Origin of the sequence: Herbaspirillum hiltneri N3 (assembly GCF_001267925.1) — a bacterium.
In the GTDB taxonomy this organism is placed as follows: domain Bacteria; phylum Pseudomonadota; class Gammaproteobacteria; order Burkholderiales; family Burkholderiaceae_D; genus Herbaspirillum; species Herbaspirillum hiltneri.
In genome coordinates, this window is the sequence record NZ_CP011409.1 from 1,138,630 (window position 1) to 1,152,007 (window position 13,378).

The following is a 13,378-nucleotide window of genomic DNA, read 5'->3' on the forward strand; positions in this document are numbered from 1 at the left end:
CTTTATGATGTTGAAAAATAGCGAGGACAGTGCCTCGCCATGAAATCTGAAACCTGAAACTTAAACTTGACGCTGGGTAATCGCCATCAATTCCTGGCGCAGCAATTGGGCGCGGCTCTTGCCCACCAGTTCCTCGTATTCCTCCTGGGCGGCACGCCAGCAGGGGACTGCATCCAGGTATTTCCTGGTGCCTGTCCTGGACAGCGACAAGCTGGTCTTCCTGGATCCCGGTTCCGGCTTCTGCAGAACATATCCATCGCGGCTCAGGGGCTTGATTGCGCGGACCAGACTGGTGCGATCCATCACGACGATCTCCGACAATTTCGTCATCGTGATGTTGGGACATTCATGAATCACCGCAAGGATAGTCATCTGGGAACTGGTGACGTTGACTGCCGCCAGATGACGCTCATACAACTGCGTGACAAATCGCGCAGCTTGTTTGGTGGCGAATAAGTTGCAGTTCGCGATGGAAGGAGTGGTGTCCATGCCGGCACAGTATCATGTGCATATGCACTAGTCAATTTCCTTCCTGTGTTGAATTCTGGAAAGAGCGCGTGGGGCAGGTGAATGCGGCTTACGCAGCATTCCAGCCGGAACGCAATCGGGGGAGGGCAAATCGCGACGGTTTCAGAATTATTTAAAATTATGTTGCGCGCTAATTAATTGTTCGCTATAGTTCATTCCGTCGTCCCCGCCGCGCCCCTTGAAGCGCGTTTTTAATTGCTAATTAATTAGCGCGCTAACTAATTTTTTGAATTCAACCTGAAAGGAATCATCATGAATCTGACCACCATCGCCAACGCCGTTCTCGCTTCCACGCTCCTGTCCGCAGCTGCATTGAGTGCACAGGCCGCACCATTGGCCGCCGATGCCACCACCGTCGTACTGGTGCACGGCGCCTTCGCCGACGGTTCCAGCTGGGAAAAAGTGATCCCGCTGCTGCAAGCCAAGGGCTTGAAAGTCGTCGCCGTGCAAAATCCGCTCAGCTCGCTGGCCGATGACGTCGCCGCCACCCAGCGCGTGGTCGATGCCCAGACCGGCAAAGTCGTGCTGGTCGGCCATTCCTGGGGCGGTACCGTGATCACCCAGGCCGGCACCAGCGACAAGATCAAGGCGCTGGTCTACGTCGCCGCCTTCGCACCGTCGGAAGGTGAAGCCACCAGCACGCTCGGCAAGGACTACGCGGTGCCCGCCGGTATCGCGACGTTGCAACAGGATGCGGGCGGCTACCTGTGGCTGCCGGCCGACTCGGTCGCCAAGAACTTCGCACAAGACGTTTCGCCTGCAACGGCCGCACTGATCGCCGCGACCCAAGGCCCGATCGCCGCCAAGGCATTCGGCGACAAGACCACCGTCGCGGCCTGGCGCAACAAGCCGAACTACTACATCGTGTCGTCGCAAGACCGCATGATCGCACCGGAACTGGAGCAGGCATTCGCGAAGAAGATCAACGCCACCACAACGACACTGGCGACCAGCCACGTGCCGATGGTGTCGCAGCCCGAGAAAGTCGCGGAAGTGATTTTTGCCGCTGCTCAACGTTAATCGAAGCGAAGCACGCGCAGTAATCGTGATGGCCGCGGCTGCAAAGGCGATTTGCCTTGGCGGCCGCGAGCCGTTAGGCTAAGGGATTCTGATTCCTGCAGCTTTTTCGCCATGGCCAAATTTTCTCCACCCACGCTCGACCAGCATTTGTGCTTTTCGCTCTACAGCACTTCGCTGAAGATGACGCAACTCTACAAGCCCTTGCTGGCGCCGCTGAACATCACGTATCCGCAATACCTGGTGATGGTGGTGCTGTGGCAGCAGCAGGGGCTCGGCGTGAAGGACCTGGCGGAACGCCTGCAGCAGGATTCCGGTTCGATCACGCCGCTGGTCAAGCGGCTTGAAGCGGAAGGCCTCATCACCCGTGCCCGCGATACGCGCGATGAACGCAACGTCCTGCTGAGCCTGACGCCCGCCGGCGAAGCCATGCGCGAAGCCGGCCTGCGCGTCAGCGAAGCGATCGCCCACGGCTGTTCGGTCACCAGCGCCGAATATCAGCGCATGATGGCGGATCTGGCAAAGCTCAATAAAACGCTCAGTTAGGCAGTATCGCAATCCTGCCGCAGCAAGAAAAAAAGCCCGCCACAAAGGCGGGCTCATGCACTGACGGACCGGCAACAGCTTCCGGGTCAGAAGTCCACTTGCGCCGACAGCACAAAGGTACGCCCGGACGAGGTGCCGACATAACCGTTCTGCATCACCCAGTAGTTCTTGTCGAACAGGTTCTCGATGTTGGCGCGATAAGTGATGACCTGACCGGCGGCCTTGGAGATGTAGCGTGCACCGATATCCGTACGCGTCCAGCCCGGCACTTTCAGCGAACTGCTGTTGCTGTAGAGCATGGCACCGGTGTTGGTGATGCGGGTGTTCAGCGCCAGGCCGGTCAGCCATGGCGTATCCCAGTCCAGGCCCAGGTTGAAATTGTGCTTCGGCACCGCGCCGATTTCCTTGCCGTCGGCGGCACCGTTGGCCGTGTGCGACTGCTCGGTGGCGAAGAAGGTGCCGCTGGCATTGAAGCGCAGGCCGCGTTGCAATTCGCCATAGGCTGCCAGCTCGAGGCCGCGAATCCGTGCACGGCCGTCCTGGCTTGTATAGGACAAGCCATTGATGGTGGTGGTGGTGCTGTTGGCCTGTTCGATCTGGAACACGGCGGCGGTCGTGGTGACGCGGCCCCAATCGACTTTCACACCGGTCTCGTACTGTTTGGATTTGTACGGTGGAAACGCCTCGCCCGCGTTGACCGCAGTGGCGGCGGCAAAACCTCCGGAGCTCAGGGCTGCGGTGTAGTTTGCGTACAGCGAGAGATTTTCCAGCGGCTTGACGACCACTCCCAGCACCGGCGAAACGGCAGTCTTGTTGGACGTCTGCGAGGCCGTGACCAGGCTGTGGTTGTAGACCTGCTGGCGACGCAGGCCGGCGATCAGGCGCAGGCGATCATCCAGCATCGACAAGGTGTCGGTCAAGGCGAAGCTGGTCAGGCGGGTCTGGCTTTGCGGAGTCGGTTCGGTGCGAGCGAAGTTCAGCGCGCCCAGCGAAACCGGGCTGTACAGGTTGGACACCACGCCGGTGGCGGCCATGCGATAGAAAAAGTCGGTCTGCTGGTCGAGCATGTTTGCACCCAGCATCATGGTGTGTCTGATGCCGGGGGTATTGAAGCGCGCACGCAGGCCGACGTCGGCCGAGGTGGATGTCACCTTCTGGTCGTAGTAGCCGTTGGTCACGCTGGTGGCGCCCTGCACGGAAGTGATCGTGGCGCGCGGGAAGTTCTGCGACGACTGCGCGACGTGGTAACCGACCGCGCCATAGGCGGTCAGGCTGTCGTCGATGTCGTATTCCAGGCGAGTGGCGACGGCCTTGTCGTCACTCTGCATCGTATTGCCCTGATACAGGTTGGTCTCGCCTGACGGTGCTGACGGCATCGCGGTCAGCGCAGAGTTGATGCTGAACTGAGGGCGGAAGTTGCGGGTGTCCTCGTGCTGGGTGTAGGCGTCCAGGCTCCAGCGCACGCGGCCGCCGTTGTAATCCAGGCCGACCGAGCCCATGCTTTGCTGCTGGTTGCTGCCGGACAAGCCGGTGTTGCCGTCGGCATATAACGCGTTGACGCGGATGCCCCATTCCTGGTTCTCGCCGAAACGGCGACCGATGTCACCCTTCAGGCCGAACTGGGAATTGGACAGGTAGGTCGCCGTCACGCTGGAAATCGGATCTTCGTGAGCGCGCTTGGAGACCAGGTTGACCGCGCCGCCGACGCCGCCGGACGGGCCCATGCCGTACATCAGGGTGCCGGGACCTTTCAGCACTTCGATGCGTTCGACCATGGCGATCGGCATGCGGGTCAGCGGCACCATGCCGTACAGGCCGTTGAACGCCACGTCGTTGGCGGACATGGTGAAGCCGCGGATCTGATAGCTGTCGCCGAAGCCGCCATTGCCGTTGGTGTTGCGCACGGAGGCGTCATTGGCGATCACGTCGCCGATCGCGCGCGCCTGCACGTCGTCGATACCCTGTGAAGTGTAGTTGGTGGTGCTGAACGGCGTGTCCATCACGTTGGCCGTACCGAGCACTCCCAGGCTGCCGCCGCGGGCAACCAGGCCGCCGGCGTAGGGCGCGGTGGGATCGGCGCTTTCGGTGATGGTCACGGTGGGCAGCACGGCATTGTTGTTGCTGCCGGCGGTTGCCGTGACCAGGGCGTAGCCGCCGTCGGCGTTCTTCACCGCTTGCAGGCCGGAGCCGGCCAGCAGAATGGTGAAGCCTTCAGTCACGGTATAGCGGCCGGAAAGGCCGGCAGTCTGGCGTTCACGGGTGACGGCAGGATCGAACGACAGCAGGACGCCGGCGCGCCGTGCGAAGTTGTTCAGGACGCGGTCCAGCGGACCGGCCGGGAGGTCATAGGCCAGGCGCTGGCCATCGACGGCTTGCGCTTGCAGGTTGACCATCGGCATGGCAAAGACGGCCAGTACGGCCAGCCGGGCCACGGTCGGGCGGGAGGGGAAACGGCTCAGGTTTTTCATGGCGTGATTACAGTGATTGGCAAAGGTGCTATCAGGTAAACCGAACGAGCCACGAAAACCTGCAGAACGACATTGATTTTTTTGTTTTGATTTTTCTTGTTAAGCGCCGGTGCGTGGACGCAGCGTGATCCAGTAAGGCGTGAAGGTGTCGATCTGCACCGGCAGGGTCCGCGCAATCGCGGCCAGGATGTGCGCAGGCTGGTCGAGCGGGAATACGCCCGAGATCGTCAGGCCGGCGACGGCCGGATCGCAGCGCAGTTCGCCGGGCATGCTGCGGTCCAGTTCCGCGACCAGTTCGCCCAGCGGCATGCGGTCGGCCACGATGAAGCCGTCGGTCCAGGCCACGGCCTCCTCATTGGCCGGCGACAAGCTGCCGATCAGTCCTCTCCGGTCGAACAGGCCCTGGCGTCCGGCGTCGATGCGGATGGCGCCGATGACGGATGTGCCGGCGGGTTTGAATTCCACCGCGCCTTCGAATACCGCGATTTGCATGCCGGCCTCGCTATCGCGCACCTGGAAACGGGTGCCCAGGGCGCGCGCCTGGCCCAGCCTTGTGTGCACGACGAAGGGACGATAGGCGCGACCGTTTTCCTTGGCCGTAGTGATCAGCACTTCGCCGCGATGCAGGCGCAGCAGGCGGGACTGTCCGTCATAGGCGGCGTCGATGGCGGTGGCGGTATTGAGTTCGACTGCCGTTCCGTCGGCCAGTACTACGCGCCGGCGCTCGCCGGTTTTGGTTGCATAGTCGGCCAGCAGCGTTCGCCACGGCACGATTTCATTGCCGCCGGCGGCCAGCAGGCCGGCGCCGATGGCGACACACAAGGATTTGACGGCGAAGCGGCGGTTGTGCCGATGGCGGTTATTGGCGTCGCCGATGCTGCCGTGGGCCAGTGCGCCGGGCAGGGTGGAAACGCGTTCGCTGAGGGATTGCAGCCGTTGCCAGGCCAGTTCGTGGCGCGCTTCTTCGGCGCGCCAGCGGCGACAGGCTTCGTGTTCCTGTTCGGTGGCGGCGCCGGATTGCAACTTCACCATCCAGTCGATGGCGATCATCACGATATCGCCGCCCGGAGCGGCAGGGTCGGAAGGGGTGGCAACCGCAGCAACCGCGTCAGTCGCCATACTGCACGCGATAACAAGCGGTGAAGGCACGCTTCATGTATTGCTGCACCGAACTCAGGGACACGTCCAGACGGACGGCGATCTCGGCATAGCCCAGGCCATCCAGCTGCGACAGCAGGAAGGCGCTGCGCACCTTGGCCGGCAGCGCGGCCAGCATGGCATCGACCTGGTTGAGGGTTTCCAGCACGGCCAGCCGCGCCTCGGGAGAAGGCACGTGTTCGGGCGGCAATTGCGCCAGCATCTCGAGGAAGGCGGCTTCCAGCGCGCAGCGGCGGAAATGATCGATCACCAGGCCGCGGGCGATGGTCGCCAGCAAGGCGCGCGCTTCGTCCAGGTAAAAGTCGCGGCGCGACACCATGATCCGGAGGAAAGTGTCCTGGGCCAGGTCGGCCGCCAGTTCCGGATTGCCGGTGCGGCGCCGCAGCCAGCCCAGCAGCCAGCCGTGATGGCTGTACAGCGTCTGCACCTGCAGCAGTGACGAATCGGTTGCCGCCATCTGTTTCCTCTTGCCCTGTATTGCGTTGATTCGCGTTAATGAAATAAGAATTATTCTCATTATATATTAGGCGCGAATACGCATGCAATGCGGGGAGGGGGGGGCGGCCCGGGCTGGAGTTCGCGGCAGACTCAGGTCTTGAAAAAGCGCAGTAGCGCGTCGGCGATCGCATCCGGCATTTCTTCCGGCATGTAGTGACCGCAGCCCTGCAGTACGCCGCCCTGCACGTCGCTTCCAATGCTGCGCAAGGTATCGAGCAGGGCATCCTTGACGCCGTGTTCCGCGCCCATGGCGAGGATGGGCATGGGGAGCTTCTTTTCGCCGCGGTCGCGGCTTTGCGCGAGTCCCTCCGGGCTGAAGGCGATGCGATAGTAGGACAACGCGGCGCGCACGGCGCCCGGAGCAGAGAACACGCGCTCATATTCGTCCAGATCGGCCGGCGCGATGGCCCAGCGATTGATTGCCTTGGTGTGGAACAGATAGCTGAGGAAGGCGCGCTCGTGGCCTTGCAGCAAGATCTCTGGCAAATCGTCGAGACGGTTGAAGGGGAAATGCCAGGTTCTGAGATTGATTTCGGCGGAAGGAATACCGGCAGGAGGCGGTGGCGTGATGCCCGGCAGCGCGGCGTCGAACAGCGCCAGTCGCCGGATGTCTTCAGGCCAGTCGGCGGCATAGGCGTGGCCGATCCAGGTACCGATGTCGTGCCCGGCGACATCCAGCGGACCATCTTTGAGCAGGCCGAGCGCGTTGGCGAATTCGTGCAGGTCGGTGGCAATCGCTTTCAGGTCATAACCGGACGCGGGTTTGTCCGAGTCTCCCATGCCGCGCGGATCGATGGCGATGACGCGACGCCCGCTCGCGGCCAGCAAGGGCATGACCAGGCGCCACGCATACCAGCTTTGCGGCCAGCCGGGAATAAGCAGGATCGGCGCGCCGCTGCCGCCTTCGACGTAATGCAGATGCACGCCGTTGACGCGCGCGCTGCCGTGGCGGAAGTCGTTCCAGAATGTGGCGGGAGAAAATGTCGGCATGGCGGGTTCCTTTGTGTTGGGTAATGTTGATGAGGGAGACGAATACGGATTAAATAGGAAATGAATGTTTCCTAAATTGGTAAAAAATTTTTAATCAAGCACTTTCATGGCCTTGTCGATCAGACTGTTCATTTCTTTTTTCCCGCGGCCCGTTTTCCCGATGACGCGCATGCCCTGCAATACGCACAGCAGCAGCCGGGCCGTCGTCGCTGCTTCGACGTGGGCGGCAATGCTGCCGTCTTCCTGTCCCTGGCGAATGAACTGGACCAGCCGTTTTTCATGGACGTCCAAAGAGCGGGCGACGCGTTCGGCAATCTCCGGATCGGAAATGGCGAGTTCCACGGCGCTGCTGACGATGAGGCAGCCGCGGCGGCCTTCGTCGTCATGGCTGGACGCTGCATAGAGCGCCAGCAAGGTGCGCACGCGTTCGCGGCCGTTCCTGGCCGCTTTCATGGCTTGCTGCAGGCGTTCGGTGCGCAGCGTGATATAGCGTTCAAGGGCAGCGATGAAGACCGCTCTTTTGTCGTCGAAGGCTTTGTAGATGCTGCCGGCGGTCAACTCCAGCGCCGCGCTCAGGTCGCTGATCGAAGTGCCGTAGTAACCCCTCTCGGTGAAGATGGCGATGGCCTTGTCCAAGGCGGCATCGATGTCGAACTCGCGCGGGCGGCCGCGGCTGCGGGTGGTTTCTGATGAAGTCATAGCCTGATTATAGGAAATGATTGTTTCCAAATCAAGCGCCGGATGGGCGAGCGATTGCGCTAAAATGGCTGCGCCCGTTCGGGCTGAGATTTTCTGCTCTCCAAAACATGTCTGTTTTACATCGCCTCATCGCCTTATCCTCCTTTTCCCTTCTGGCGGCGTGCAATGCTCTGATGCCATCCAAGCCGGTCGTGCCGGTCGAGACGTCTCCGGTCGTACCGGTGGCGACCCCGACCAAGCTGCCGCAAAAACCGCGTATCGCCCTGGCCCTGGGCGGCGGTGCTGCGCGCGGGTTTGCGCACGTGGGTGTGATCAAAGCGCTGGAGTCGCAAGGCATCGTGCCTGATATCGTGGTCGGCACCAGTGCAGGCAGCCTGGTCGGTGCGCTTTACGCCGCCGGCAACAATGGTTTCGCCCTGCAGAAGCTGGCGCTGGACATGGATGAAGCGACCATTTCCGACTGGTCGGTGCCGTTCTTCGCCAAGGTCAGCGGCGTACTCAAGGGCGAGGGCGTGCAGGCTTACGTGAACCGTTCGGTGAACAACCTGCCGATCGAAAAATTCAAGATCCCGTTCGGGGCCGTGGCGACCGATCTCAAAACCGGCCAGGCCATCCTGTTCCGGCGCGGCAATGCGGGCGTCGCGGTGCGTGCCTCGTCGGCGGTGCCGGGCGTGTTCCAGTCGGTCAGGATCGGTGATCACTATTATGTGGATGGCGGCCTGGTGGCGCCGGTGCCGGTGCATTTTGCACGCGAGATGGGGGCCGATTTCGTGATTGCGGTGAATATCTCTGCGCAGCCCGAGGCGCAGGCTTCCGCCAGCTCGGTCGATGTCATGCTGCAGACCTTCGCGATCATGGGACAGAGCATCAACAACTATGAACTCAAGGATGCCGACGTCGTGATTCAGCCGGGTTTGGGCGCGATGAAGGGCAGCGACTTCGCCGGCCGCAACCTGGCGATCCTGGCCGACCTTCGGCGTAAAGTGGCTGATCCCGCGCCTGACCAAATTCGCCGCCGCCCATCCCGACGTGCTGCTCAATCTGAGCACCGAGGTCCTACCGTTCGATTTCAACACCCGCCAGGTCGACGCCGCGATCCACTTCGGCGAGCCGGACTGGCCCGACACCGTCATGGTCCGGCTGATGGGCGAAGAAGTCGTGCCGGTCTGCAGCAAGGCGATGAACGACCGCATCTCTTCCATCAGCGACTTGGCTGAAATCACCCTGCTGCAACACACCACGCGCCCGCAGGCCTGGCAGGACTGGTTCCGCCATGTCGGCGTGGATTGTCCCAATGCGCTCGCCGGACCGCGCTTCGAACAACTGGCGATGGTGATCCAGGCCGCCGTGGCCGGCATGGGCGTGGCGCTGATGCCCAAGTTCATGGTCGAAACCGAGATCAGCCTGGGCCAGCTGCACGTGCCCTTCCCGTTCGCGGTGAAGAGCCCGCAATCGTATTACCTGGCCTACCCCGAGAAGAACGCCAGCAAACCCGCCGTCATCAAATTCCGCGACTGGATACTGAGCGAACTGCAAGCCGGCTGAAGCTGACGCCCCGTCATTCCGGAAATGCGCTCAAACACACTAAAAGTCATGTTGAAACGACCCGGCATGCTATTTCCACAACGCATCATCATGGTGCAATAACGCAAACCACCACGCCTTTCCTCTTTCCTGGAATACCCCCCAACGCTATGTAGCTTGGCGTTTGGCGCGATATTGCAATTGATGCATCGCACCATCGCAGCGCATCATGCCGGCTCCCCCAAGAACATTTTCGTGCATTAGCAAATGTAATGATGTCGTGACATTTTTTGATTTTAAAAAACGCTGCCTTATTCCTTATACTCGGGCGTCGAACGCTATTGCATTGCCATTGCACCGCTCTTGCAACTTACTCAGCCACAAAGGAATTTCATGCCATCGTCCCGTCTTTTCGCCACCCTGAATTTTGACCTGTCCGCCTACACCGGCAGCGATCTGACTATCCGGTCGCCGCGCGACGGGCAACTGCTCGCCACGCTCAAGGCGCACACCACCGCGCAAGCCGAAACCGCACTGGCCGATGCGCAGACCGCGTTCCTCGCCTGGCGCGAAGTGCCGGCGCCGGTGCGCGGAGAACTGGTGCGCCTGCTCGGAGAAGTGCTGCGCGAACATCGCCAGGCGCTGGGTGAACTGGTGACGCAGGAAGCCGGCAAGATCCTCTCCGAAGGTCTCGGCGAAGTTCAGGAAATGATCGACATCTGCGACTTTGCCGTCGGCCTGTCGCGCCAGCTGCACGGCCTGACCATCGCCTCCGAACGTCCCGGCCACCGCATGATGGAAACCTGGCATCCGCTGGGCGTATGCGGCGTCATCACCGCCTTCAACTTCCCGGTCGCGGTCTGGGCATGGAACGCCGCACTGGCGCTGATCTGCGGTAATTCAGTGGTGTGGAAGCCGTCGGAAAAAACCCCGGTCGTGGCACTCGCCGTGCAGGCGCTGTTCGCCAAGGCGGTCGAGCGCTTTTCGGCGCAGCGTCCAAACGTGGTGCCGGCCAAGCTGTGCCAGATCCTGATCGGTCACGCCAACATCGGCGAAGTGATGTCGCGTTCGCCGCTGGTGCCGCTGGTGAGCGCCACCGGCAGCGTGCGCATGGGCCGCAAGGTCGCCACCGTAGTCGCCGAACGCCTTGGCCGCAGCCTGCTCGAACTGGGCGGCAACAATGCCATGATCGTCGCACCTTCGGCCGACCTGAGCCTGGCGCTGCGCGCCATCACCTTCTCCGCCGTCGGCACCGCCGGCCAGCGCTGCACCAGCCTGCGCCGCCTGTTCGTCCACAGCAGCATCCATGACCAGGTGGTCGCCCAAATCAAGCGCATCTACGCCAGCGTCAAGGTCGGCGATCCGCTGGCGGCCGACACGCTGGTCGGCCCGCTGATCGACAAGGCCGCTTTCGACGCCATGCAAAGCGCCCTGCAGCAAGCGCGCGGACAAGGCGGTGAAGTCACCGGCGGCGAACGCGTCGACGTACTCGGCGACGGCGTGTATGTCCGGCCGGCGCTGGTCTGCATGCCCGGCCAGACGGCCATCATGCATCACGAAACCTTTGCGCCGATCCTGTATGTCGTGAAGTACGACGACCTGGCCGACGCCATCGCGCTCAACAACGCCGTGCCGCAAGGCTTGTCGTCGGCGATCTTCACCAACGACGTACGCGAAGCGGAAACCTTCGTCTCCGCCGTCGGCAGCGACTGCGGCCTGGCCAACGTCAACATCGGCACCAGCGGCGCTGAAATCGGCGGCGCCTTCGGCGGTGAAAAGGAAACCGGCGGCGGCCGCGAATCCGGCTCCGATGCCTGGAAGAACTACATGCGGCGCGCCACCAACACGATCAACTACAGCAAGACCTTGCCGCTGGCGCAAGGAGTGAAGTTCGACATCGACTGAACACCCGCCTGACCGTCATCGCGCCAAATAAAAGAAAAAAGCAGAACAAGCAGTTAGCCATATAGCCACCGGAGATGCATCGATGTCGTTCCTCAAGTTGGAAAACCTGTCCAAGCGCTACGGCGATTTCACCGCCGTGGAGAACCTTGACCTGACCGTCGAGAAAGGCGAGTTCGTCTCGCTGCTCGGCCCTTCCGGTTGCGGCAAGACCACTACGTTGCAAATGATCGCCGGCTTCGTCGAAGCCAGCGCCGGACGCATCCTCCTCAATGGCCGCGACATCACCGACGAGAAGCCGAACCGGCGCGGCCTGGGCATCGTGTTCCAGAGCTATGCGCTGTTCCCGCACATGACGGTCGCCGACAACGTCAAGTTCGGGCTGGAGATGCGCAAGGTCGGCGCGGCGGAAAGCGCCGAGCGCGTCAAGCAGGCATTGGCGCTGGTGCATCTGGACAAATTCGGCCATCGCTATCCGCGTGAATTGTCCGGCGGCCAGCGTCAGCGCGTGGCGCTGGCGCGCGCCCTCGTGATCCAGCCGCCGATCCTGCTGCTGGATGAACCGATGTCCAATCTCGACGCCAAGCTGCGCGAAGAAATGCAGATTGAATTGCGCGAGATCCAGCGCAAGGTCGGCACCACCACCATCATGGTCACGCACGACCAGTCCGAAGCGCTGTCCATGAGCGACCGCGTGGTGGTGATGGAAGCCGGCCATGCGGTGCAGGTCGGCAAACCGCTGGAAACCTACGAAAACCCGGTCAATGCCTTCGTCTCGCAATTCGTCGGCAAGGCCAATCTGCTGCCGGGCACGGTCGAGTGGGTCAGGGACGGCAGCGCCGGCGTGCGCGTCGGCAATCATGTGCTGGAAGTGCAAGGCACCGCACTGACGGTCGGCGAACGCACCACGCTGTGCATCCGCCCCGAGAAAATCGAATGCTGTACCGAAGCCGAAGAACAACTGGGCGGCGTGGTGGCGTCCAGCTTCTTCCTCGGCAATCAATGGCTGTACCGCTTCGAGACCGATTGCGGCGATATCCTGGTGATCCTGAAGAACAACGGCCAGACCTCCTGCCAGCCGGGCCAGCGCGTGTCGCTGCGATGGCCGACATCGGCCATGCGTGCGGTCGAATCTGCGGCAGACGCTGCAAGCATGCGGAGCGCGCATGTCTGAGCGCGCCTCGTCCAATCTCAAGCCGAAGCGGTCGCTGCCTTACCTCCTGACGGCGCCGGCCACGCTGCTGTTCGTCACGATGGTGCTGGTGCCGCTTCTGCTGACCGCCTTGCTTGCGCTCAACAGCTACGACGATAGCGTCGGCATCAAATCTACCTACGACCTGCACAATTACCTGGCGATCTTCGGCGACGACTATTACCTGCGCATTTTCTGGCGCACCTTCTGGATCGCCGGACTAACCACGCTGATCTGCATCGTCGTGGGCGCGCCGGAAGCCTACGTGCTCAGCCGTATGGGCCGCAAATGGCGGGCCTTCTTCCTGATCGTGATCCTGGCGCCGCTGCTGGTGTCGGTGGTGGTGCGCGCGTTCGGCTGGAGCATGCTGCTCAGCGCCGACGGCCTCATCAACCATGCCCTGCAAGCGCTGGGCATGGCGCCGGTGAAGATGCTCTACACCTCCGGCGCGATCGTGGTGGCGCTGGTGCACGTGATGCTGCCGTTCATGGTCATTCCGGTATGGACCGCCTTGCAGCGGCTGGATCCGACCGTGGAACACGCGGCCTTGTCGCTCAACGCCTCGCAGGCCACCGTGCTGCGCCGCATCCTGCTGCCGCAGGTTGCCCCGGGCGTGCTCTCGGGAAGCCTGATCGTGTTCGGCCTGAGCGCCAGCGCGTTCGCGATTCCCGGACTCTTGGGCGGACGCCGCCTGAAGATGGTCGCCACCACCGTGTACGACGAATTCCTCGGCTCGCTCAACTGGCCGCTGGGCGCATCGATCGCCATCGTGCTGCTGGTCGCCAATCTGATCATCATGATGACTTACAACCGGATCCTGGAACGCCGGTATTCCAAGACCCTGGGCTGACGGAGA

Annotated in this window: 12 protein-coding genes and 1 pseudogene; 7 read left to right on the forward strand and 6 right to left on the reverse strand. The window is 62.1% G+C overall.

Translation table 11 applies throughout. From position 1 onward, the window contains the following. Positions 1-60 precede the first annotated feature (60 nt). Positions 61-489, reverse strand: coding sequence for a MarR family winged helix-turn-helix transcriptional regulator (locus F506_RS05125; RefSeq protein ID WP_053195632.1), 429 nt, complete (start codon positions 487-489; stop codon positions 61-63). Between the two features lie 291 nt (positions 490-780). Here F506_RS05125 and F506_RS05130 point away from each other — a divergent pair, with 291 nt between their 5' ends. Both F506_RS05130 and F506_RS05135 read left to right on the forward strand, forming a co-directional pair. Next, positions 781-1,548, forward strand: coding sequence for an alpha/beta fold hydrolase (locus F506_RS05130; protein WP_053195633.1), 768 nt, complete (start codon positions 781-783; stop codon positions 1,546-1,548). Between the two features lie 111 nt (positions 1,549-1,659). Further along, on the forward strand, positions 1,660-2,091 hold the full coding sequence (locus tag F506_RS05135; protein ID WP_053195634.1) for a MarR family winged helix-turn-helix transcriptional regulator: 432 nt from the start codon (positions 1,660-1,662) through the stop codon (positions 2,089-2,091). Between the two features lie 86 nt (positions 2,092-2,177). On the opposite strand, the gene F506_RS05140 is transcribed toward F506_RS05135, so the two are convergent. The 5 genes from F506_RS05140 to F506_RS05160 form a co-directional block, all read right to left on the reverse strand. Then, positions 2,178-4,559: a TonB-dependent receptor gene (locus F506_RS05140; protein ID WP_053195635.1), complete on the reverse strand. Its 2,382-nt coding sequence runs from the start codon at positions 4,557-4,559 to the stop codon at positions 2,178-2,180. 99 nt (positions 4,560-4,658) lie between these two features. Further along, on the reverse strand, positions 4,659-5,678 hold the full coding sequence (locus F506_RS05145; RefSeq protein ID WP_053195636.1) for a FecR domain-containing protein: 1,020 nt from the start codon (positions 5,676-5,678) through the stop codon (positions 4,659-4,661). After that, positions 5,668-6,174 carry a sigma-70 family RNA polymerase sigma factor gene (locus F506_RS05150; protein ID WP_053195637.1) on the reverse strand — a complete coding sequence of 169 codons (507 nt, stop codon included), beginning with the start codon at positions 6,172-6,174 and terminating at the stop codon, positions 5,668-5,670. Before F506_RS05150 ends, F506_RS05145 begins: the two co-directional genes overlap by 11 nt. A 131-nt stretch (positions 6,175-6,305) precedes the next feature. Then, positions 6,306-7,205 (reverse strand): alpha/beta fold hydrolase, encoded by a 900-nt coding sequence (locus tag F506_RS05155; protein ID WP_053195638.1) that lies wholly within the window; start codon positions 7,203-7,205, stop codon positions 6,306-6,308. Between the two features lie 90 nt (positions 7,206-7,295). Beyond that, positions 7,296-7,904 carry a TetR/AcrR family transcriptional regulator gene (locus F506_RS05160; protein ID WP_053195639.1) on the reverse strand — a complete coding sequence of 203 codons (609 nt, stop codon included), beginning with the start codon at positions 7,902-7,904 and terminating at the stop codon, positions 7,296-7,298. A gap of 173 nt (positions 7,905-8,077) precedes the next feature. On the opposite strand from F506_RS05160, the pseudogene F506_RS05165 reads away from it, so the two are divergent. The 5 genes and pseudogenes from F506_RS05165 to F506_RS05185 all read left to right on the forward strand — a co-directional run. Beyond that, positions 8,078-8,923 (forward strand): annotated as a pseudogene (locus F506_RS05165) (patatin-like phospholipase family protein); the annotation flags it as partial. After that, entirely contained in the window at positions 8,904-9,449 is a 546-nt protein-coding gene (locus F506_RS05170) for a LysR substrate-binding domain-containing protein (protein ID WP_235471512.1), read from the forward strand. The pseudogene F506_RS05165 and the gene F506_RS05170, both read left to right, overlap by 20 nt. A 372-nt stretch (positions 9,450-9,821) precedes the next feature. Continuing rightward, positions 9,822-11,333 carry an L-piperidine-6-carboxylate dehydrogenase gene (amaB, locus tag F506_RS05175; protein ID WP_053195640.1) on the forward strand — a complete coding sequence of 504 codons (1,512 nt, stop codon included), beginning with the start codon at positions 9,822-9,824 and terminating at the stop codon, positions 11,331-11,333. Between the two features lie 82 nt (positions 11,334-11,415). Further along, complete coding sequence (locus tag F506_RS05180; RefSeq protein WP_053195641.1) at positions 11,416-12,504, forward strand: ABC transporter ATP-binding protein; 1,089 nt, start codon at positions 11,416-11,418, stop codon at positions 12,502-12,504. After that, positions 12,497-13,372 (forward strand): ABC transporter permease, encoded by an 876-nt coding sequence (locus tag F506_RS05185; RefSeq protein WP_053195642.1) that lies wholly within the window; start codon positions 12,497-12,499, stop codon positions 13,370-13,372. The genes F506_RS05180 and F506_RS05185 overlap by 8 nt, the downstream gene beginning before the upstream one ends. Positions 13,373-13,378 lie beyond the last annotated feature (6 nt).

Excerpts from the sequence above, each read along its gene's own strand:
- F506_RS05150 (WP_053195637.1), bottom strand. The coding sequence starts at position 6,174 with ATGGCGGCAACCGATTCGTCACTGCTGCAGGTGCAGACGCTGTACAGC.
- F506_RS05180 (WP_053195641.1), top strand. The coding sequence starts at position 11,416 with ATGTCGTTCCTCAAGTTGGAAAACCTGTCCAAGCGCTACGGCGATTTC.
- F506_RS05140 (WP_053195635.1), bottom strand. The coding sequence starts at position 4,559 with ATGAAAAACCTGAGCCGTTTCCCCTCCCGCCCGACCGTGGCCCGGCTG.
- F506_RS05145 (WP_053195636.1), bottom strand. The coding sequence starts at position 5,678 with ATGGCGACTGACGCGGTTGCTGCGGTTGCCACCCCTTCCGACCCTGCC.
- F506_RS05130 (WP_053195633.1), top strand. The coding sequence starts at position 781 with ATGAATCTGACCACCATCGCCAACGCCGTTCTCGCTTCCACGCTCCTG.
- F506_RS05185 (WP_053195642.1), top strand. The coding sequence starts at position 12,497 with ATGTCTGAGCGCGCCTCGTCCAATCTCAAGCCGAAGCGGTCGCTGCCT.
- F506_RS05160 (WP_053195639.1), bottom strand. The coding sequence starts at position 7,904 with ATGACTTCATCAGAAACCACCCGCAGCCGCGGCCGCCCGCGCGAGTTC.
- F506_RS05125 (WP_053195632.1), bottom strand. The coding sequence starts at position 489 with ATGGACACCACTCCTTCCATCGCGAACTGCAACTTATTCGCCACCAAA.
- amaB (WP_053195640.1), top strand. The coding sequence starts at position 9,822 with ATGCCATCGTCCCGTCTTTTCGCCACCCTGAATTTTGACCTGTCCGCC.
- F506_RS05155 (WP_053195638.1), bottom strand. The coding sequence starts at position 7,205 with ATGCCGACATTTTCTCCCGCCACATTCTGGAACGACTTCCGCCACGGC.
- F506_RS05135 (WP_053195634.1), top strand. The coding sequence starts at position 1,660 with ATGGCCAAATTTTCTCCACCCACGCTCGACCAGCATTTGTGCTTTTCG.